General features: G+C 66.5%; 17 protein-coding genes. 16 read left to right on the top strand and 1 reads right to left on the bottom strand.

The features are described 5' to 3' along the window. Window positions 1-170: 170 nt before the first annotated feature. From VGL40_01385 to VGL40_01310, 16 genes are all read left to right on the top strand, one after another. Window positions 171-509, top strand: a complete 339-nt coding sequence (locus tag VGL40_01385; protein HEY3313923.1) for a 4Fe-4S dicluster domain-containing protein — start codon at window positions 171-173, stop codon at window positions 507-509. A 461-nt stretch (window positions 510-970) separates the two neighbouring features. Next, window positions 971-1,603: a DUF3786 domain-containing protein gene (locus VGL40_01380; GenBank protein HEY3313922.1), complete on the top strand. Its 633-nt coding sequence runs from the start codon at window positions 971-973 to the stop codon at window positions 1,601-1,603. Beyond that, the gene (locus VGL40_01375; GenBank protein HEY3313921.1) at window positions 1,600-2,370 is read left to right on the top strand and encodes a P-loop NTPase; all 771 of its coding nucleotides are present in this window, start codon (window positions 1,600-1,602) and stop codon (window positions 2,368-2,370) included. The genes VGL40_01380 and VGL40_01375 overlap by 4 nt, the downstream gene beginning before the upstream one ends. Window positions 2,371-2,431: 61 nt before the next feature. Then, window positions 2,432-4,420, top strand: a complete 1,989-nt coding sequence (cooS, locus tag VGL40_01370; GenBank protein ID HEY3313920.1) for an anaerobic carbon-monoxide dehydrogenase catalytic subunit — start codon at window positions 2,432-2,434, stop codon at window positions 4,418-4,420. A gap of 34 nt (window positions 4,421-4,454) precedes the next feature. Further along, window positions 4,455-6,650, top strand: a complete 2,196-nt coding sequence (gene acsB, locus VGL40_01365) for an acetyl-CoA decarbonylase/synthase complex subunit alpha/beta (GenBank protein HEY3313919.1) — start codon at window positions 4,455-4,457, stop codon at window positions 6,648-6,650. Window positions 6,651-6,741: 91 nt separating this feature from the next. Continuing rightward, window positions 6,742-8,082, top strand: a complete 1,341-nt coding sequence (gene acsC / locus VGL40_01360; protein HEY3313918.1) for an acetyl-CoA decarbonylase/synthase complex subunit gamma — start codon at window positions 6,742-6,744, stop codon at window positions 8,080-8,082. Window positions 8,083-8,176: 94 nt separating this feature from the next. After that, window positions 8,177-10,090: an ASKHA domain-containing protein gene (locus VGL40_01355; protein ID HEY3313917.1), complete on the top strand. Its 1,914-nt coding sequence runs from the start codon at window positions 8,177-8,179 to the stop codon at window positions 10,088-10,090. Between the two features lie 31 nt (window positions 10,091-10,121). Next, window positions 10,122-10,877, top strand: a complete 756-nt coding sequence (locus VGL40_01350) for an AAA family ATPase (GenBank protein HEY3313916.1) — start codon at window positions 10,122-10,124, stop codon at window positions 10,875-10,877. A 73-nt stretch (window positions 10,878-10,950) separates the two neighbouring features. Then, window positions 10,951-11,919: an acetyl-CoA decarbonylase/synthase complex subunit delta gene (locus tag VGL40_01345; GenBank protein ID HEY3313915.1), complete on the top strand. Its 969-nt coding sequence runs from the start codon at window positions 10,951-10,953 to the stop codon at window positions 11,917-11,919. A 76-nt stretch (window positions 11,920-11,995) separates the two neighbouring features. Continuing rightward, complete coding sequence (locus tag VGL40_01340; GenBank protein ID HEY3313914.1) at window positions 11,996-12,784, top strand: methyltetrahydrofolate cobalamin methyltransferase; 789 nt, start codon at window positions 11,996-11,998, stop codon at window positions 12,782-12,784. Between the two features lie 171 nt (window positions 12,785-12,955). Continuing rightward, window positions 12,956-13,573, top strand: a complete 618-nt coding sequence (locus VGL40_01335; GenBank protein HEY3313913.1) for a 4Fe-4S dicluster domain-containing protein — start codon at window positions 12,956-12,958, stop codon at window positions 13,571-13,573. Next, entirely contained in the window at window positions 13,570-14,469 is a 900-nt protein-coding gene (locus tag VGL40_01330) for a CoB--CoM heterodisulfide reductase iron-sulfur subunit B family protein (protein HEY3313912.1), read from the top strand. The genes VGL40_01335 and VGL40_01330 overlap by 4 nt, the downstream gene beginning before the upstream one ends. Beyond that, complete coding sequence (locus tag VGL40_01325; protein HEY3313911.1) at window positions 14,466-19,010, top strand: FAD-dependent oxidoreductase; 4,545 nt, start codon at window positions 14,466-14,468, stop codon at window positions 19,008-19,010. The genes VGL40_01330 and VGL40_01325 overlap by 4 nt, the downstream gene beginning before the upstream one ends. Continuing rightward, on the top strand, window positions 19,010-19,552 hold the full coding sequence (locus tag VGL40_01320) for a hydrogenase iron-sulfur subunit (protein ID HEY3313910.1): 543 nt from the start codon (window positions 19,010-19,012) through the stop codon (window positions 19,550-19,552). The genes VGL40_01325 and VGL40_01320 overlap by 1 nt, the downstream gene beginning before the upstream one ends. Then, window positions 19,549-20,214 carry a methylenetetrahydrofolate reductase C-terminal domain-containing protein gene (locus VGL40_01315; protein ID HEY3313909.1) on the top strand — a complete coding sequence of 222 codons (666 nt, stop codon included), beginning with the start codon at window positions 19,549-19,551 and terminating at the stop codon, window positions 20,212-20,214. The genes VGL40_01320 and VGL40_01315 overlap by 4 nt, the downstream gene beginning before the upstream one ends. After that, window positions 20,211-21,215, top strand: coding sequence for a methylenetetrahydrofolate reductase (locus VGL40_01310; protein HEY3313908.1), 1,005 nt, complete (start codon window positions 20,211-20,213; stop codon window positions 21,213-21,215). The genes VGL40_01315 and VGL40_01310 overlap by 4 nt, the downstream gene beginning before the upstream one ends. A 91-nt stretch (window positions 21,216-21,306) precedes the next feature. Here the strand turns inward: VGL40_01310 and VGL40_01305 are convergent. Then, window positions 21,307-21,655, bottom strand: a 349-nt coding sequence (locus VGL40_01305) for a flavodoxin (protein HEY3313907.1), incomplete at its 5' end; no start/stop codon positions are given.

The following is a 21,655-nucleotide window of genomic DNA, read 5'->3' as shown; positions in this document are numbered from 1 at the left end:
GGCCCTAGGCCGGCAATGACGGCCATAGCCCCACAGCGATCCGAAGGGAGAGGACCTCGATGGCCGACGATACATCAGCCAAGACCGCCAACCCTACGCCGCCCGCGCCCGCCGATTCCACCCCACGCTCCCCATCCCAGGTCGCGGCGACCGGCCCGGCCGGCGGCCGAATCGTCCCGGACGTCCCAGGCACGCCCCAGGCCGGCACCCCGGCCACCCAGAAGAGCCTCGATGACAAGCTTTACCTGATCCGTTACCGCCTCGACGACCGCCCTCACCTGGCCATCGTCGACCAGGACAAATGCCGGGACTACCATGACGAGACCAAGCGGCCGTGCGCCTTCTTCTGCCCGGCCCATGTCTACGAGTGGGACGAGACCGAGAAGCGGACCATCGTCGAGTACGAGCGCTGTGTGGAGTGCGGCGCCTGCCGGATCGGCTGCCCCTACGGGAACATCGACTGGAAGTACCCCCGCGGCGGCTTCGGCGTGACCTGGAAGTACGGTTGAGCCTTGCGGCGCAATCCCGTCCCATTTGCGGGGCCGGATCCGAGCCAGTCCCACCGTCATCAGACGGTGGGTTTTCCATTGCTGGCGGCACCGTCATCTCTACCGCCGCCGCCGGGTGAGCGCCAGTCCAGCACAAACCAGGGCGGAATGTTGCAACAAGTCAGACTACAAACCCCGGAATTCCGCCAAATAACCCCGCCGCAGCCGTTTAGCAGCGATCTATCGGCCTCTGGGTCCCTCCCTATCCTACTTACTCCGAAATAATTGACTGAATCAGCGTCAGCATTATATAATTGGTACCAAAGAACCGCTCGTTATGTAAACAGAAGATTCTAAATCGGCGGACAGTTGAACTTCAAAGCATCGCCACTCCAACGCTTCACTGATCACCCCTTCGCCAGACACCCACATACAGCTGAATCGCACCCCCGGACGCCGCCCGGCCCCAACAGGAGGGCGACATGATCAACCTCGATCCGGCTCTCCGCAAGGCGCTGGCCGACTTCGCGGCCCGCGACCCAGCTGAGATGGCCGAGGACTCAGGTGCGGTCTTCAAGCTGTCCGAGGGGTGTTTTGTTTTCCCCTTCGCCGGCAGGACGGTGCGGCTCTCCTACCCCGAGGGCGAGTTAGTTCCCGTCGGTGCAGACAAGCTGTTTGTTCCTGAGCTGTCACAACCAGCCCGGATTCTCTGCCTTCACTATCTGAGCCTGGCTTCCGGGGCTCCCCTGACCGGCCGCTGGGTCGCCTTCCGTGAATTGCCCGGCGGCGCCATCTATGTCGCTCCCTTCACCAAGCGGGTCGTTCAACCGTTCATCGACCTCTTCGCCCGGCTGCCGGAGGTACTGAAACGGGCTGCGAGGGCCATCGGTGGGTGGACGGAGGACATTGGTGACGTCGCTCTGACCATCCCGCTCTTGCCGCGCGTGCCCATTTCCTACATCCTCTGGCTCGGGGACGACGAGTTCCCCCCCAGCGGCTCGGTCCTTTACGACGAAAGTGCACCCTCCTACTTGTCAACCGAAGACCTGATCGTCGCCGCCGGAGAAGGGCTCTGGCGGCTCAAGGCGATGTCTGACGGAGGTGAGACGGGATGAAGATCGCCATTTCCGGCAAGGGTGGGGTGGGGAAGACGACCGTCGCCGCCGGCCTCATCAGGCATCTGGCCGAACGCGGTCGCTCCGTCTACGCCGTCGACGCCGACCCCGACGTCAGCCTCGGCAGCGCCCTCGGCATCCCGGAAGAAAAGCTCCGCGCCCAAGCCCCGCTGGTGGACCTCAAAGAGGTCATCGCGGAGAAGATGGGCGATGGGGCTCTTCTTGCTTTGAACCCGAAGGTGGACGACGTCCTGAACCGCTACTCGCTGGACTTCGAGGGGATCAAGTTCATCCGCATGGGCGGGATCAAGGCCGCCGGCTCGGCCTGCTACTGCAGGGAGAATTCGTTCCTGAAAGCCATCGTCGACGCCCTCGTCCTCGACCGCGACGAGGTCGTGGTGATGGACATGGGGGCCGGCATCGAGCACCTGACCCGCGGCACGGCCCGGGGGGTCGACGCGATGATCGTCGTCACCGAGCCCACGCCGATCAGCGTCCGGACGGCCAAGGTCATCGGCGGGCTGGCCCAGGATGTCGGCATCCGACGGGTTCATTATGTCGCCAACAAGGTCCGGGGTGAGCGGGAGCGACGGTTCCTGGCCGAGTCTCTCGCCCCCGGTGAACTCTGGGCCATCATCCCCTTCGACGAAGGGGTCATCGACGCTTCGCTTGACGGAGGTGGGAATACCCCGGCCGAGGGCGCGGTGGCCGATCAGGTGGCCATCCTGGCCGACCGGCTCATCGACGAAGCCGGGGTCGGGTCGTGAGTCCCCAGTCTCAGCCGCACCTTTCGGCGCGTGGATTGAAACACCAAGGGAGGTAGAAAGGATGCCAGAAGAGGCAAAGACGCCCGGCAAGGCCAAGGTCGACGTGAAGACCAGGACGGCCGACCCGGCCAGCTTCGAGATGCTGACCAGAGCGGAAGCTCTGGGTGTCACCACGGCCTGGGACCGTTACCAGGCCCAGCAGCCGCAATGCGGGTTCGGCATGGACGGCGTGTGCTGCCGGGCCTGCATTCAGGGCCCGTGCCGGATCAACCCCAGGCGCGAGAACCAGAAACGAGGCATCTGCGGGGCCACTGATTTCACCATTGTCTCCCGCAACCTCGTCCGGTTCATCGCCGGCGGCACCTCATCCCACTCCGACCACGGGCGGCACATCGCTCACACCCTGCACCTGGCCGCCGAGGGCAAGGCCCCGGACTACAAGGTCACCGACGGGAAGAAGCTCCGCAGGGTGGCCGAGCGGATCGGGATCGCCGTCGAGGGCAAGTCCGACAACGACCTGGCCAAGGAAGTCTCTGAGGCCGCCCTCGAGGACTTCTCACGGCACAGCGACGAGCCGTGCACCTTCCTGACCACGACCATCACCGAGGGGCGACAGAAGAAATTCAAGCACGCCAATATCGCCCCGTCGGCCATCGATAAGCAGGTCGTCCAGGCCCTCGCCCAGACGACCATGGGCATGGACGCCGACCCGGTCAACCTGATCTTCGGCGGCCTGAAGACCGCCCTGGCCGACTATACGGGCATGCACATCGGCACGGACCTCTCGGACATCCTCTTCGGCACGCCCAAGCCGGTCGTCTCCGAGGCCAACCTGGGGACGATCAACCCGGACTACGTCAACATCGCCACCCACGGCCACAACCCGACCCTGTCCTCGATCATCGTCGACGCGGCCCGCGCCCTCGAGGGCGAGGCCAAGGCGGCCGGGGCCAAGGGCGTCAACGTCGTCGGCATCTGCTGCACCGGCAACGAGCTCCTCATGAGGCGCGGCGTCTACCTGGCGACCAACACGGCGTCGCAGGAACTGGCGATCATGACCGGAGCCCTCGACGCGATGATCGTCGACATCCAATGCATCATGCCCTCGATCCGGGTCCTGTCCGAATGCTTCCACACCAAGATCATCACCACCAACCCATTGGCCAAGATCCCCAACACGCACTACGTCGACTTCAAGGAAGAGAAGGCCCTGGAGACGGCCAAGGAGATGGTCCGCCTGGCCATCGAGGGCTTCAAGCAGCGCGATCCGGCCAAGATCGCGATCCCTAAACTGAAGAACAAGGTCATCGCCGGCTTCTCCACCGAGGCCCTCATCGAGCTGTTCGCCGCGGTCGACCCGGAACATCCGGTCAAGGTCCTCACCGACGCCATCGAGGCGGGCGAGATCAAGGGCGTCTGCCTCTTCGCCGGCTGCAACAACATGAAGCAGCCGCAGGATGAAGGGCACCTGACCGTGGCCAAGGAGTTGGCCAAGAACGACGTCTTCATGTTGGCCACCGGCTGCGGCGCCGGTGCTTTCGCCAAGGCCGGATTGCTCAATGAGGAGGCCGTCGAGAAGTACGCCGGCCCCGGTCTGAAGTCGTTCCTCAAGCGGCTCCAGGAGGCGGCCAAGCTGCCGACCGGCCTGCCGCTCATCTTCCACCAGGGCTCCTGCGTCGACAACACCCGCTCGGCCGACCTCTGCACGCTCATGGCCAAGGAGCTCGGCGTGGACGTCCCGAAGGTCCCCTTCGTCGCCTCGGCCCCCGAGGCCATGCACGAAAAGGCCGTCTCCATCGGCTCCTGGGCGGTGGCCATGGGCCTGCCGACCCACGTCGGGGTGATCCCCCACATCGAGGGCTCGCAGCTGGTCTACGGCGTGGCCACCCAGATCGCCCACGATGTCTACGGCGGGTACTTCATCTTCGAGACGAACTCGCAGGCGGCGGCCTCAAAGCTCCTCGACGCCCTCAAGTACCGGACCTGGAAGCTCGGCGTCCACCGCGAAGCGGCCAAGCGGTTCAACACTCCGCTGGCCGCCAGCTGGTGAGCCGGGTGCGGTCCGAGCGAAAGGAGGAACGGCGATGCCTGTAACCCTTGAAGACTTCGAAAGGATCTATGCGGGGGCCGTCGACGAGAACCACCCGGCTCCGCTGAACCTGTTCAAAAAGGCCTACGACGGGACGATCATCGCCCTCTCGTACGCCGAAATCCTGCTGGACAAGGCGATCCGGCTGTACGGTGCGGACCACCCCGTGGCCTACCCCGATACCGCCTACTACCTCCCCGTGGTCACCGCCCTCTCCGGCGAGAAGGTCCAGAAGCTGGGCGACCTCGTCCCCATCCTCAACCGGATGCGGACCCAGGTCAAGGAGCCGCTGACCTTCGAGAACGCCCGCCTGTGGGGCGAGTCGACCCTCTACGCGGCCGAGATCATCGAGGCCGTCCATACCGTGGAGGAGGACGAACCGAAGGTCGAGCCGTGGACCGGTTTCCTCGGCGACCCGGTCGTCCGCCGTTACGGCATCAAGCTCGTCGACTGGACCATCCCCGGCCAGGCGGTCCTCGTCGGTAGGGCCCGGACCTCGAAGGACGCGGCCAAGATCGTGAGCGAATTGATGGGCGCCGGGATGATGATCTTCCTCTCCGACGAGATCATCGAACAGCTCATCGAGGAGAACCTCAAGCTCGGCATCGACTACATCGCCTTCCCGCTGGGTAACTTCACCCAGGTCGTCCACGCCGTGAACTTCGCCCTCCGGGCCGGCCTGGCCTTCGGCGGCATCCCGCCCGGGATGCGCGAGGACATGCGCGATTATCAGCGCCGCCGGGTTCGCGCCTTCGTCATCCAGCTCGGCGAGATTGACGACGTCAAGGTCGCCGCCCACATGGGGGCCATCTTCCTCGGCTTCCCGGTCATCACCGACCAGGAGATCGCCAAGGAGGATCAGCTTAGCGACTGGTGGGTGTCGCACCCCAACTACGATGACCTGGTCGCCTTCGCCATGGAACTCCGCGGGATCAAGCTGACCAACATCAAGATCGACATCCCGCTGAACTTCGGTCCCGCCTTCGAGGGCGAGACCATCCGCCGGGCCGACGTCGCCGCGGAGATGGGCGGCGGCAAGGCCCCGGCCTTCGAGCTCGTCCGGATGGTCGGCCAGGAGGAGATCCAGGACGGCAAGATCACCGTCGTCGGGCCGGAGATCGACGAGATCCCCGAGGGCGGCGCCTCGCCGCTGGGGATCGTGGCCGACATTTACGGCCGCAAGATGCAGGAGGACTTCGAGTCGGTCCTCGAGCGCCGGATCCACTACTTCGTCAACTACGCCGAGGGTCTCTGGCACGTCGCCCAGCGCGACCTGTGCTGGCTCCGCGTGTCCAAGGAAGCCAAGGCCAAGGGCTTCAAGTTCAAGCACTACGGCGATATCCTGATCGCCAAGTTCAAGTCGGAGTTCCCGGCCATCGTCGACCGGGTCCAGGTGACCATCATCACCGACCCGAAGATCGTCGATGAAAAGCTGGCCGAGGCTCGGGCCAAGTACCGCTCGCGCGACGACCGGATGCGCGGCCTGACCGACGACAAGGTCGAGGAGTTTTACAGCTGCACCCTTTGCCAGTCCTTCGCCCCGAACCACTTCTGTGTGGTCGCCCCCGAGCGGGTCGGCCTCTGCGGCGCGGTCTCCTGGCTGGACGGCAAGGCCTCCTTCGAGATCAACCCGGCCGGCCCGAACAAGCCCATTCCCAAGGGCGAGTGCCTCGACGCGCTCAAGGGGATGTGGAAGAGCGTCAACGAGGCCGTCTATGTCGGCTCGAACCGGAACATCGAAGAGGTCAATCTGTACAGCTTCATGGACAAGCCGATGACCTCGTGCGGCTGCTTCGAGGCGATTATGGCGGTCCTCCCCGAGGCCAACGGGCTGATGATCACCACCCGCGAGCACAAGGGGATGACCCCCTGCGGGATGACCTTCTCGACCCTGGCCGGCACGGTCGGCGGTGGGTTGCAGACCCCGGGCTTCATGGGGATCGGGCGGACCTACCTGATCAGCCGGCGGTTCATCGCCGCCGACGGCGGGCTCGGCCGGATCGTCTGGATGCCGAAGGAACTGAAGAACTTCCTCCACGACGACCTCGTCGCCAGAGCCAACGAGGCGGGTCTCGGCGAGGACTTCATCGACAAGATCGCCGACGAGTCCGTCGGGACCACGGTCGAGCAGATCCTGCCGTTCCTCGAAGAGAAGGGCCACCCGGCCCTGACCATGGCCCCGATCATGTGACCTCGCCGGACCCCGATCCCCGGCCCCGATCCCCGGCCCCGAACCCTCCCATCAGATCGTCAAGACCACATATAGAGAGGAGCAAGCCGAAGTGGGTCTCACCGGTCTCGACATCTACAGACAACTGCCCAAGAAGAACTGCGGAGAGTGCGGACCCCCGACCTGTCTGGCCTTCGCCATGGCCCTCGCTTCCGGCAAAGCGGCCCTCGAATCCTGCCCCTACGTCTCCGACGCGGCCAAGGAAGCCCTCGGGGCGGCCTCGGCTCCGCCCATCCGTCTGGTCAAGGTGGGGACCGGCGACGTCGCCGTGGCCCTGGGCGACGAGACGGTCATCTTCCGCCACGACAAGACCTTCTTCCACGAAACCGGCGTGGCCGTCGAGGTCTCCGACCAGCTCTCCGAGGGCGACCTGGCGGCCAAGCTGGCCAAGATCAACGACCTTCACTTCGAGCGGGTCGGCCTGCACTATACGGTCAACCTGGTCGCCGTCAAGCACGAGGGCGGCGGCGCCGATCAGTTCAAGGCGGCCGTCGATAAGGTCGCCGCGAACACCAAGTTCCCGCTGATCCTGATGACCGAGGACCCGGAGGCCATGGACAAGGCGGCCGCCGGTGTCGCCGCGGCCAAGCCGCTCCTCTGCGCGGCCACCGCCGGGAACTTCGACCAACTGCTTGAAGTGGCCAAGAAGCACGCCTGCCCGCTGGTCATCCGAGGGAAGAACCTGGAGGAAGCGGCCGCTCTGGCCGAGAAGGCCGCCGCGGCCGGCTGCAAGGACCTGGTCATCGACTCCGGTAGCCGGGAGATGTCCAGGGTCCTGGCCGACCTGACCCAGATCCGGCGACTGTCGATCAAGAAGAAGTTCCGCCCGCTGGGTTACCCGACCATCGCCTTCCCGTCGGCCGACGACCCGTATCTCGAGATCCTTCAAGCCAACTATTACGTGGGCAAGTACGCCGGCATCGTCGTGGTCAAGACGGCGGAGAAGGCCCACATCCTGCCCCTCCTGACCTGGCGGCAGAACATCTACACCGACCCGCAGAAGCCGATCCAGGTGGAGCCAAAGCTCCACGAGGTCGGCGCGGTCGCCCCCGACTCGCCCGTCTACATCACGACCAACTTCTCACTGACCTACTACACGGTGGAAGGCGAAGTCGCCGCCTCGAAGATCCCGGCCTTCATCCTGCCGGTGAACACCGACGGCACATCGGTCCTGACCTCCTGGGCTTCCGGCAAGTTCTCGGCGGAGAGCATCTCCGACGCCATCAAGAACTCCGGCCTGGAGCAGAAGGTCAACCACCGGAACTGCGTCCTCCCGGGCTACGTGGCCGTCCTCTCCGGCAAGCTCACCGAGCTATCGGGCTGGAAGGTCGCCGTCGGACCGCGCGAGGCCGCGGGGATCCCAAGCTTTGCCAAGGCCAGGTTCGCATCCTAGCAGCACCGGGGCAACCGGAAGAGGACGCGGCCGTCCTGGAGCCAACCAAGTCTGTCGAGTCAGAGAACACGATTCCTACAAGGACGTGATTTCCTTGATCGACAAGTCGAGGAAGTACAAGGTCCGCTTCACCCCCGACAACCTCGTCATCGAGGTCCCCGTCGGCACCAACCTGCACCAGGCGGCCGCCATTGCCGGCCTGGAGCTCAGGAGTGGTTGCGGCGGCGAGGGCAGCTGCGGCCGGTGCGCCGTCCTGATCAAGGAGGGCAAGCCCCAGATCGGCCAAGGGAGCCTGGGGGCCAAGTACCGCCGCGAGGGCTACGTCCTGGCTTGCCGGACACTGGTCACCGACGACCTCGTCGTCGAGGTCCCGGCGACCTCGCGCCTGTCCGAGCACCAGATGGTCATCGACAAGCTCGGCAAGCGTGAGATCCTGGCGGAAAATGAGACTGACCCGCTCACCCGGTTCCCCCTGGAGCCGTTCTCCCGCAAGTTCTTCGTCCAGCTCGAGCCGCCGACCCTGACCGAGAACGCCTCGGACCTGTCCCGTCTGTTGGTCCGGGCACGCCAGGAGCTCGGCCGGGAAGACGTGCGGATCGACCTGGAGACCCTCAGGTGCCTGCCCGACCTGCTGCGCGAGGCCGAGTGGGGGGTCACCGTGACCACCGTCGACTTCGACGGGCAGAGCGAGATCGTCCGGGTCGAGCCCGGGCGGTCCCCGAAGCCCGCCTACGGGCTGGCCGTCGATATCGGGACCACGTCCAACGTGGTCCAGCTGATCGACCTCTCGACCGGGCTCTGCGTCGGACAGCGCGGGACCTACAACCGTCAGGCCCGCTACGGTGACGACGTGATCACCCGGATCATCCACGCGGTCGACAGCCAGGACGGCCGCCGGCAGCTCCAAACGGCCGTCACCGAGACCCTCAACGACCTCATTGGTTCCCTGCTGGCCGCGGGCGACCTCGGGCCGGAGGACGTCACCTACCTGATGGCTGCCGGGAACACCACCATGGCCCACCTGTTCCTCGGTCTCAGCCCCAAGTACATCCGGCTTGAACCGTACATCCCGGCGGCCACGACCTTCCCCATCCTGCGGGCCAAGGACCTCGGGTTGAAGATCAACCCCGCGGCCCCGGTCCTGTCCTTCCCGGCCGTGGCCAGTTACGTCGGGGGGGACATCGTCTCCGGCCTCTTGGCCACGGACATGTTCGAAGCCGAAGGCGTCAGCCTGTTCATGGACTTCGGCACCAACGGCGAGATGGTTCTGGGCAACCGGGACTGGCTCGTCACCTGTTCCTGCTCGATGGGCCCCTGCTTCGAAGGAGGCGGGGTCACCTTCGGCATGCGGGCCACCCCCGGGGCGATCCAGCGGATCAAGATCAATCCCCGGAACTACGAGGTCAAGCTGTCCACCGTCGGCGGCGACAACCCCCGTGGCATCTGCGGCTCCGGGCTCGTCGACGCCCTGGCCAAGCTGCGCGAGGCCGGGATCATCGACCGGGCCGGCAAGTTCCAGGACGTAACGACCGACCGGCGCCGCAACGGACCGGACGGCCCCGAGTTCGTCCTGGCCTGGGGCCGCGAGACCCAGGGCGGGCGGGACATCGTCATCACCGAGAGCGACGTCAAGAACCTGATCCGGGCCAAGGGGGCGGCCTACGCCGCCTTCCGCTCGATGCTCAGGTCGATGAGCCTGGACTTCGAGGCCATCGGTCGCATCTACATCGCCGGCGCCTTCGGCAACTACCTCAATGTCCGCGACTCGGTGGAGATCGGGATGATCCCCGACGCCCCGCCCGGCAAGTACCTGTTCATCGGGAACTCATCGGTCAAGGGCGCCCGCGTCGCCCTGATGTCCAAGACCGCCTACCGCCTGGCCGAGGACCTCGCCAAGAAGATGACCTACCTGGAGCTGTCCGTCGACCCGGGGTACATGGACGAATTCATGTCGGCTCTCTTCCTACCCCACACCGACCTGTCCCAGTTCGCGTCGGTGCGCGATTGAAGGCCCCTGAGCCAGCAAGGAGGCAAGCCTGATGCCTTATGCCGTAGCCGTCGCCGGCAAGGGCGGGACCGGCAAGACCACTTTCGCCGCCCTCCTCATCCGGCGCCTGATCGAGCGCAGGCGCGGCTCGATTCTGGCCATCGACGCCGATCCCAACTCCAACCTGAACGAGGCCCTCGGTCTGGCGGTCCCGCAGACCATCGCCGACTTCATCGAGGAGACCAAGGCCGCCAAGCCACTTCCGGCCGGGATGACCAAGAACATGTTCATTGAATACAAGCTCCAGTCGGCCATCGCCGAGTCCGAGCACGTCGACCTCCTGGCGATGGGCACCCCGGAAGGGTCCGGCTGTTACTGCTATCCCAACGACCTTCTCCGTCAGCACCTGACCAACCTCGCCCAGGGCTATGACTACCTTGTCCTGGACAACGAGGCCGGGCTCGAACACCTCTCCCGCCGGATCGCCGTGGACGTCGACGTCATGTTCGTCATCTCCGACGCCTCGGCCCGCGGCATCCGTTCGGCCGGTCGGGTCCGCGAGATCATGAAGGACGTCAAGACCAACGCCAAGGAGACCTACCTCATCGTCACCAAGGTGGCCGGAGACCTGGCCCCGCTGGCCGAGGAGATCGAGAAGACCGGCCTTGGACTGATCGGCACGATCCCCCTCGATCCCCAGGTCGCCCAGTTCGACCTGGAGGGCCGGCCCCTCTCCGAGCTGCCGGCCGAGGCCCCGGCGGTGATCGCGGTGAACGCCATCCTCGACAAGCTTCCCAAGCTCAGTTAGGGTCCTGCGGATAACCGGCCCCCCAACGCCCCCAATGCCCCAAGGTTTTCGACCGAAGGAGGAAAGCAAAGAGATGCCCGTGGAGACTCTCAGAGAACGGTACACGAGCAAGGTGGGGACCGTGACCATCGGCGCCACCAAGGACCAGGGCGGCACCCGCACCGGCGTGGTGACCGTCGGGGGCGACTCGACCCTGCCGTTCCTTCAGTTCGAAGGGGATATCCCGAACCGTCCGGTCATTGCCATGGAAGTCGACGACCGCAATCCGGATTGGAACCCGTCGCTCAAGGCCGAGTTCGGGGACGAGGTCATGTCCGACCCGGCCAGGTGGGCCGCCAAGTGCGTCGAGGCCGGCGCCGACCTGATTTACCTGAAGCTCGCCGGGGCCGACCCGGAGCTGGAGAACCACTCGCCCGAAGAATGCTCGGCCACCGTCAAGAAGGTCCTCGGGGCCGTCGGCGTGCCCATCATCGTCGTCGGCTGCGGCGTCGATGAGAAGGACAACGCCGTTCTGCCGGCGGTGGCCGAAGCGGCCGCCGGTGAGAACCTCCTCCTCGGCACGGCCGAACAGGACAACTACAAGACCCTGACGGCCTCGTGCATGGTCCACAAGCACAGCATCATCGCCCTCTCGCCGATTGACATCAACATCTGCAAGCAGCTCAACATCCTGATCAACGAGATGAACCTGCCCCTCGACCGGATCGTCATCGACCCGTCCGTGGGGGCGCTGGGGTACGGCGTCGAGTATACCTACTCGATCATGGAGCGGATCCGCCTGGGCGCCCTCCAGGGGGATCGGATGCTGGCCATGCCGGTGATCTGCAACATCGGCTACGAGTCCTGGCGGGCCAAGGAAGCCAATGCCGGTGAGGACGAGTTCCCGGGCTGGGGTCCGCAGGCCGAGCGGTCGATCCTCTGGGAGGCGGCCACGGCCAACAGCTTCCTGCAGGCCGGCGGGCACATCCTGGTGATGCGCAACCCGAAGGCGGTCAAATTGGTCGCCAAGCTGATCGGCGACCTGATGGTCCCGAACAAGTAGGGACCCGGAGCGCGGAGGCCGCGGAGCGAGAGGCCGCGAAGCGCTTTCCCCCCAGATGAGATAAGGAGGACGAGCAATGATCCTCATCGGCGAGAGAATCAACGGCATGTTCAAGGACATTGGCAAGGCCGTGGTTGCCAAGGATCCCGCCCCGATCCACGAGTGGGCCAAGAAGCAGACCGAGTATCGGGCCACCTACCTCGATATCAACCATGGTCCGGCGGCCGCCGACCGGGTCGACGCGATGAAGTGGTTGGTCAAGACGGCGCAGGAAGTCACCGACACGCCGCTCTGCCTCGACTCGACCAACTACGACGCCATCGAGGCCGGCCTCGAGCTGTGCAAGCACCCGGCCCTGATCAACTCGTGCCCGGCCGAGCGGAAGAAGATCGAGCGGGTCTTCCCGATGGCCAAGAAGTACGGGGCCTCCATCATCGGCCTGTGCATGGACGCCAAGGGCATCCCCAAGAACGCTGAGAACCGCGTGGCCCTGGCGATGGAGCTGGTGGCCGCGGCGGCCGAGTTCGACATCCCGATGGAGAACCTGCTCGTCGACCCCCTGATCCTCCCGGTCAACGTGGCCCAGGAGCACGCCCCCGAAGTGCTGGAGACGATTCGCCAGGCCAAGCTGCTCTCCGATCCGGCCCCGAGGACCGTCCTCGGGCTGTCCAACGTTTCCCAAAAGTCCCTCGACCGCTCCCTCGTCGACCGGACCTTCGTCGTCTTGGCCATGGCCGCCGGGCTCGACGGGGCCATCCTCAACGTCTGCGACGACGCCCTGATGGACGCCATCGCCACGGCCCGGATCCTGCTGAACAAGGAAATCTACGCCGACTCGTACCTCAAGGTCTTCAAGGGCCACTGAGCCAAGGCCCCCGCGCACGCGTGCAGGCCCACGGCCCGCAGCCCACGCGCGCATGCAGCCCTCAGCCCACAACCGTCGATCCACCCGTCTCCATCCAATCGCACCCCCGACGCAGCAGCATACGGACTAACGGCACGGCCCGTTCGGCCACGAAAGGTGGTTTGACTCGTCATGTCCGTGGCTCTTGCGCCGAGCGTTTCCTTTCTGCGAGAGGTCCAAGGCGCCAGCGGCCAGCCGATCAGCCTTTGCTACCAGTGCAAGAAGTGCTCGAGCGGCTGCCCCCTCGGCTTTGCCATGGACCTCTTGCCGCATGAGGTCATCCGCCTGATCCAGCTGGGAGCCAAGGAAGAGGTCTTCAAGGCCAACAGCCTGTGGGTCTGCACCTGTTGCAAGACCTGCCAGGCGCGGTGCCCCAACGAGATCGACGCTGGTCAGGTGATGGACACCCTGCGGGAGATGGCCCTTCGGGCCGGCTCGGGCGCGCCGGCGCCGGCGCCGGCCAGTCCGCCGGCCATCGCCGCTCTGTCGCGCGAGGTCGCCGCCCCCAAGGGGCCGGATACGCACGTCAAGGCCTTCCACGAATCGTTCCTCTACACCCTGCGTCTCTTCGGGCGCTCCTACGAGCTGGGGATGATCGCCCTCTACGTCGGCAAGACCCGGGCCCTGGTCGAGCACGTGGGCCTCGGGCTGAACATGGTCAAGAAGGGGAAGCTCAAGTACATCCCCGAGCGGGTCCGGCGGATCGGCGAGATCCGCAAGATCTTCGCGAAGGCGAGGGAGAAGCATTGAAGAAGCTCGCTTTCTACCCCGGCTGCTCCCTCCACTCGACGGCCGTCGAATACGACGAGTCGACCCGCGCCGTCTTCGCCGCCCTCGGCTACGAGCTCGAGGAGATGGACGACTGGAACTGTTGCGGGGCCAGCTCGGCCCATGCCACCGACCACTACCTGGCCCTCGCCCTGCCCGTCCGCAACCTGGTTCTGGCCGAGAAGCAGGGCCTGAGCGAGCTGTTCATGGCCTGCGCCGCCTGCTACAATAGCCTCCGCAAGGCCGACCACGCCGTCCGCCGGGGCGGCCGGGAAGCGGCCGAGGTCAACGCCTCGCTTGAGGGGATCATGGGGGCCAAGTACGGCGGCGGGGTCAGGGTCGTCTCCACTCTGGAGCTGCTGGCCCGGCCGGAGAACCTGGCCGAAATCAGGCGCCGAGCCATCAGGCCGCTGCGTGGGCTGAAGGTGGCCACCTACTATGGGTGCCTCCTGACCCGTCCGGCTGAGGCCGTCGCCTTCGAGGATCCGGAGCAACCGGTCGCCCTCGACAAGGTGATGGAAGCGGCCGGGGCCGAGGTCGTCCGGTGGTCCTGGAAGACCGAGTGCTGCGGGGCCAGCCTGGCCTTGAGCCGCCCGGAGATCCTCAAGGAACTGGCCAAGCGGATCATCGTCGCCGCCCGGGAAGCCGGGGCCGGGGCGATCGTCACGGCCTGCCCGATGTGCCACGCCAACCTCGACTACCGCCAGTCGGAAATCCCCGAACTGGCCAAGGACCCGGTGCCGGTCTACTTCATGACCGAGCTCCTCGGGCTGGCCATGGGCCTCGACCGGGCTTCGGCCTGGGTCGGCCGGCACCTGACCGACTCGCGGCCGGCGGTCAAGGCCTTCCTGCCGGCGGGAAAGGTGGGGACGGCATGAGCGCCATCGACATCCATGAGGCGAAGGCAACCGGCGCGACGGTCGACCAGAAGACCGGCGCGGTCCTCGTCCTCGGCGGCGGCATCGCCGGCATGCAGTCCTCGATCGACCTGGCCAACGCCGGCTACCTGGTCCACCTGGTGACCAGCGACCCCTCCATCGGCGGCAAGATGGTCCAGCTCGACAAGACCTTCCCGACCAACGACTGCGCCATGTGCCTCCTCGGCCCGAAGATGACCGACTGTCAGAGCCATCCGAACATCCACATCCACACCGTCTCGGACCTCGTCGGTCTCGAGGGCGAGCCGGGCCATTTCACCGCCAAGGTCCTGGAGAAGGCCCGTTACGTCGACGTCGACGAGTGCACCGCCTGCGGCGAGTGCGAGGCCGTCTGCCCGGTCGAGTTGCCCAACCCCTTCAACATCCAGATGGACCGGCAGAAGGCTATCCACAAGATGTTCCCGCAGGCCGTCCCCAACAAGTACCTGATCGAGAAGGCGGGCACCCCGCCCTGCCGGAACACCTGCCCGGCCGACACCAACGCCCAGGGCTACGCGCAGATGGTGGCCAAGGGCAAGTTCGCCGAGGCGGTCGAGGTGGTCATGCGGGCGATGCCGTTCCCGGGCGTCTGCGGCCGCATCTGTCACCATCCCTGCGAGACCGAGTGCAACCGGGCCGACCACGACGACCCCATCGCCATCGCCACCCTCAAGCGGGCGGCCTCCGACTTCGGCTGGGACGACTTCGTCAAGGCCCAGCCGGAGCTGCCGCCGGTGACCCGGGCCGAGAAGATCGCCGTCATCGGCGCCGGTCCGGCCGGCCTGACGGCGGCCAGGGACCTGCGGGCGATGGGCTACGCGGCGACCGTCTTCGACGCCCTCGACCGGCCCGGCGGGCTCCTCCGGGCCGGCATCCCCCGATACCGCCTGGGCCTCGACACCGTCGACCGGGAGACCGAGTTCATCCTCCGCGGGGTCGAGTTCCGCGGCGGGGTCCGGGTCGGCCGGGACATCACTATCAAGCAGCTCCAGGAACAGGGCTACAGGGCCGTCCTGGTGGCCGTCGGGACCCAGCTCTCGCGGCGCATCCCGCTGGAGGGGAGCGACGCCAAGGGGGTCCTCTGGGGCCTCGATTTCCTGCGCGACGCCGCTCTGGCGGGCACCGTGGACGCGTCCGGCCAGGCGCGTCCGGCCCCGGAAGTCAGGGGCAAGGTCCTGATCATCGGCGGCGGCAACGTGGCCATCGACGCCGCCCGCACCGCCCTCCGCCTGGGCGCGGCTGAAGTCCACTGCGCCTCGCTCGAAGCCCGCCACGAGATGCCCGCCCACCAATGGGAGATCCTCGAGGCCGTCGACGAGGGCGTCGTCCTCCACCCGTCCCGGGGCCCAAGGCGCGTCCTGACCCGCGACGGTCGGATCGTCGGGATGGAACTGATCAAGGTCAAGTCGGTCTTCGACGAGAACAGGCGGTTCAACCCGACCTTCCATGAGGGCACTGAGGAGCCCTTCGCCTGTGACACGATCATCCTGGCCATCGGTCAGGCGACCGACCTTTCACTGATCACCACGGACCTCGGGGTCAAGGTCGAGCGCGGTCTGATCGTCGCCGACAAGCTGACCAAGGCCACCGGCGCCCCCGGCCTCTTCGCCGCCGGCGACGCCGTTCGCGGTCCGGCTTCGGTCGTCGAGGCCGTCGCCTCCGGCCATGAGGCGGCCATCTCCATCGACCGCTACCTGAATGGCGCCGACCTCGCCGAGGGTCGGACCCTCGAACGCGGACCGAACATCGACCCGCCCAAGCACGGGCCGGTCCTCGTCGACCGCCGCCGCGTCCAGGGGCAGACCCCGGCGGCCGAGCGGGTCAGAGACTTCCGCGAGGTCCTCCTGGGTTTCACCCGCGAGGAGGCGATGGCCGAGGCCGCCCGCTGCCTCAACTGCGGTCTCTGTTCGGAGTGCCTCCAGTGCGTCAAGGCCTGCCAGAAGAAGGCCATCCACCACGAGGACGTCGCCCGGACCGTCGACCTGCCGGTCGGGGCAGTCGTCCTGACCCCCGGCTACCGCCTGTTCGACGCCCGCCTGAAGGGCGAGTACGGCTACGGATACTACCCCAACGTGATGACCTCCATTGAATTCGAACGCCTCTTGTCGGCCTCCGGGCCGACCAAGGGCGCGGTCCTGCGCCGGTCCGACGGTCACCACCCGAAGCGGATCGCCTTCATCCAGTGCGTCGGCTCACGCGACGCCTCGGAGGGGGCCGAGTACTGCTCGTCCATCTGCTGCATGTACTCGACCAAAGAGGCGATCATCGCCCGCGAGCACGACAAGTCGATCGAGGCGACCATCTTCTTCATCGACATGAGGGCCTTCGGCAAGAACTTCGACCGTTACGTCGATTCGGCCAAGAACGACTACGGCGTCCGCTACATCCGGAGCATGATCTCCTCGGTCAAGGAGGATCCGCTGTCGGGGAACCTCCGCCTGCGCTACACGGCCGAGGGGAAACAGGTCGAGGAGGAGTTCGACCTGGTCGTCCTGGCCGTCGGGGTCCGCCCGCCGGACGCCAGGGGCCTGGCCGACGTGGTCGGCATCGAGCTCAACGAGTACGGCTACGCCCGGATCGGGGACTACGACCCGACCCAGACCACCCGGGAGGGCGTCTTCGTCGCCGGCTGCTTCCAGGGGCCGCGCGACATCCCCGAGACGGTCATGAACGCCAGCGCCGCGGCGGCCAAGGCGGCCGGCTTCCTGGCCGAGGCCCGCGGGACGATGGTCGTCCCCAAGGTCTACCCCAAGGAGCGCGACGTCTCCGGCGAGCCGCCCCGCGTCGGCGTGTTCATCTGCCGTTGCGGGATCAACATCGCCTCCATCGTCGACGTCCCGAGGGTGGTCGAGTTCGCCAAGGGCCTCAAGGACGTGGCCTACGTCCAGGAGACCATCTACACCTGCTCCCAGGACAGCCTGAAGAACATCCGCGAGAAGATCGACGAGCTCAAGTTGAACCGGGTCCTGGTCGCCTCGTGCACCATCCGGACCCACCAGCCTCTTTTCCGCGAGGCCCTGCGGGAGGCCGGCCTGAACCAGTTCCTCTTCGAGATGGCCAACATCCGCGACCAGGCCTCGTGGGTCCACCGCGACGTCCCGGAGATGGCCACCGAGAAGGCCCTCGACCTCGTCCGGATGGGCGTGGGCAAGGCCCGCAAGCTCGAGCCCCTCCACCTCTCGATGGTGCCGGTCACCCAGAAGGCCCTGGTCATCGGAGGTGGGCCGGCCGGCCTCACGGCCGCCCTGTCCCTGGCCGAGCAGGGCTTCGAGTCCTTCCTGGTCGAGCGGGAGGACGTCCTGGGCGGCCACCTGCGGGAGATCCGTTACACGATGAACCGCGGCGAGATGAGCCGGGTCCTCGATGACCTGCTCCGGCGGGTCGACTCCGAACCGAAGATCCACGTCTTCAAGAACGCCGAGGTGACCGACTTCGGCGGGCACGCCGGGCATTTCACCACGACCATCAGGCAGCGCACCGGCCCCGGGTCGGAGCTGGCCAGGAACCACGTGGTCGAGCACGGCGTGGCCATCGTCGCCGTCGGCGCCCGCGAGTACCAGCCCACCGAGTACCTCTATGGCCGCGACCCGCGGGTGGTCACCCGGGCCGAGTTCGAGCAGGCCCTGGCCGCCGGCGAGCGGGTGGTCACCGCGGCCCGGCGGGTGGTCTTCCTGCAATGCGTCGGGTCCCGCGACGAGACTCACAAATACTGTAGCCGCACCTGCTGCGGCCAGTCGGTGCGGAACGCGATCATCGTCAAGGAGAAGAACCCGGAGGCCGAGGTCTACATCCTCTACCGCGACGTCCGGACCTACGGGTTCCTGGAACAGTACTACCGCGAAGCGCGAGAGAAAGGCGTCACCTTCGTCCAGTGGGACGAGGAGGCCAAACCGGAGGCGGTCGTCAGAGGCGGGGAAGGGCAGGGTGGACAGGGCGGCCCGGGCGGCCGGCTCGTCGTGCGCGTCCGCGACGGAGCCACCGGGCGACCGATCGAGATCGACACCGACCTCCTGGTCCTGGCCACCGGGACGGCTCCGGCCGAGGGCGTCCGCGAGCTAGGGACGATGCTCAAGGTCCCGGTCAACGAGGACGGCTTCTTCCTCGAGACCCACATCAAGCTGATGCCGATGGACTTCCCCTCGCAGGGCATCTTCCTCTGCGGGGCGGCCCATTCGCCCAAGTTCGTCGACGAGGCCATCTATCAAGCCCAGGGCGCCGTGGCCCGGGCCCTGGCCTTCCTCTCCAAGACCGAGCTGTCGGTGGGCGGCGTGGTCGCCAAGGTCGAGGAGGAGAAATGTGCCGCCTGCCTTACCTGTGTCCGGGTCTGCCCGTTCAGCGTGCCGCTGATCAATGAACGGGGTAAGGCGGAGATCAACTCGGTCCAGTGCCAGGGTTGCGGGACCTGCGCCGGCGAGTGCCCGGCCAAGGCCATCCAGCTTCAGCACTACAAGGACGAACAGATCCTGGCCAAGATCGGCGGCCTGGCGGAGGTGTCAGACTGATGGACGAAAAGAAGGGCGCCGCCGCGGCCGCGGAGCCGAAGCCCGTCGGCGCCACCGAGCCGGTCGAGGGCTTCGAGCCCAAGATCATCGCCTTCTGCTGTTACTACTGCGCCTACTCGGCGGCCGACCTGGCCGGGTCGATGCGCCTCCAGTACCCGGCCAACGTTCGGGTCATCGAGCTCCCGTGCTCCGGCAAGACCGACCCCATGCTGCTCCTGGAGGCCTTCGAGAACGGGGCCGACGGGGTCTACGTGGCCGGGTGCATGGAGGGCGACTGTCACTTCCTGAAGGGGAACTTCCGGGCCAAAAAGCGGGTCAACGCCATCAAGAAGCTCCTCGACCAGGTTGGCATCGGCGGGCAACGCCTGGAGATGTTCAACCTGTCGGGGTCGATGGGGCCGCGCTTCGCCGAGATCGCCCGGGAGATGACCGAACGGATCAAGAAGCTCGGGCCGAGCCCGATCAACGTGCGCCGCGGGACGATCCACAAGGCGCCGAAGTTCGAGGCCGCGGCCGCCGGGCAAGGGGGCGAGCACAAATGATCGTCGCCGAACAGAAGACCCTGGCCGAGATCGATCGGCTGGTCCGGGACGCCAAGAAGCTGATGATCGTCGGGTGCCGCGAGTGCGTCACGGTCTGCATGGCCGGCGGCGAGAAGGAAGTCGAGATCCTCGCCTCGGCCCTCCGGCTGAAGTGGGAGAACGAGGGGCATGACACCAAGATCGTCACCGCCATGCTCCAGCGCCAGTGCGAGCCGGAGTACGTCGCCGAACTCGAGAAGCAGCTCGAGGGGGTCGACCTGATCCTCTCGATGGCTTGCGGCGTCGGCGTCCAGTACGTGGCCGAGAAGTACCCGATCTGGGTGGTCCCCGGGCTGAACACCAAGTTCGCCGGCGGTGCCGTCGAACAGGGCGTCTGGACCGAGAAGTGCGGGCTCTGCGGCGAGTGCATCCTGCACCTGACCGGCGGGGTCTGCCCGGTCATCCGCTGCTCCAAGAGCCTCATGAACGGCCCCTGCGGCGGCTCGCATGACGGCAAGTGCGAGGTCGGCACCGACGTCGATTGCGCCTGGGCCCTCATCTACGAGCGGCTCAAGAAGATGGATCGCCTCGACCTCATGCTTGACATGCAACCGGTCAAGGATTGGTCCAAGTCGCGTGACGGCGGGCCGCGCAAGGTCGTAAGGGAGGATGTCAGACTATGAGCGTCGCCGAAGCGGAGAAGGCACCCGGGGCTCAGAAGGCTCCCGCGGTTGCGGCCGCCAAGGAGGCGGCCTCGTCCCCCTTCAAGACCGAGAGCCGGTTGGAACGACTCTTCGCCCAGGGCGAGTTTGTCGTCACGGCCGAGATCGGGCCGCCCAAGAGCGCCTCGTCCAAGGGCATCAAGGAGAACGCCAGGCTGCTCAAGGACGCCACCGACGGACAGAATCTGACCGACAACCAGACGGCCATCGTCCGCCTGTCGTCGATCGCCGCGGCGGTGCACGTCCTGTCCGAGGGCGGCAACCCGATCATGCAGATGGTCTGCCGCGACCGCAACCGCATCGCCATGCAGTCGGACCTGCTCGGGGCATACAGCCTGGGGATCCGGCAAACGCTCTGCCTGTCCGGCGACCACCAGTCCTTCGGCAACCACCCGACAGCCAAGAACGTCTACGACATCGACTCGATCCAGCTCATCCAGGCGGTCAAGGGCCTCCGCGACGACAAGAAGTTCCTCTCCGGCGACGACTGCAAGATCCCGCCCAAGTTCTACATCGGCGCGGCGGCCAACCCCTTCGCCGACCCCTTCGAGTTCCGCGTCCTGCGCCTGGAGAAGAAGATCAAGGCCGGCGCCGACTTCATCCAAACCCAGGCCATCTTCGACTTCGACCGCTTCGAGAAGTTCATGGCCGCCGTCCGCGAGCGCGGACTGCACCAGAAGATCAACATCATGGCCGGGATCATCCCGGTCAAGTCGGCCAAGGCCATGGAGTACATGAAGACGGTCCCCGGGATGATCGTCCCCGACGACTTGATCGCCCGGATCAAGGGCGCCGCCGACCAGGCCGCCGCCGGCGTCGACCTGGCCGTCGAGATGATCCAGCGGGTCCGCAAGATCGAGGGCGTCCGCGGCGTCCACCTGATGGCCGTCGGCTGGGAGGAGAAGGTCCCCGAGATCGTCGAGAAGGCGGGATTGTTGCCGAGGCCGAAGATGAGCGCCTGACCATTCCCGCAGATGCCCTAGGGGCCGCCGAGGTGTAGAAAAGGGAGAGGGGCTGAGCCCTCTCCCTTTTGTTTTCCGTCGGTATCGCCGCCTATTTGACGGCCTTTGCCAGCTCGGCTCCCCATCGCCTGGCCCGCTCCAACTCGCCGTCGCGGAGCGGCCCATAGGTGCCCTTGACGATGAACCGGGCCGCCTTGGCGACGGGGCTGTACCCGGCCCGGGCCAGGCCCCGCTCGATAGCCCCCGTGGCCCCGCCGGGCGAAAGGCGCAGCCGGGTCTCGAAGGCCGCCGCCCGGCCGTGTCCCTTGGGGAGAGCCTCGAGCCACGAGCGCATCGAGGGGGCAGACAGGTTGGGCGGGGCCGGCATCTTGCCCTGGTTGCCGCCGGCGATGTTCTTCCGCATCCCATCGGTGGGGAGTGAGAAGCCGAGGAGCGGAGCG

It is taken from the genome of Bacillota bacterium (genome assembly GCA_036504675.1).
Lineage (GTDB): Bacteria > Bacillota > Sulfobacillia > JAJYWN01 > JAJZPE01 > DASXUT01.
The sequence above is the reverse complement of the archived record's forward strand: the minus strand, read 5'-3'. Positions and strand labels throughout refer to the sequence as shown.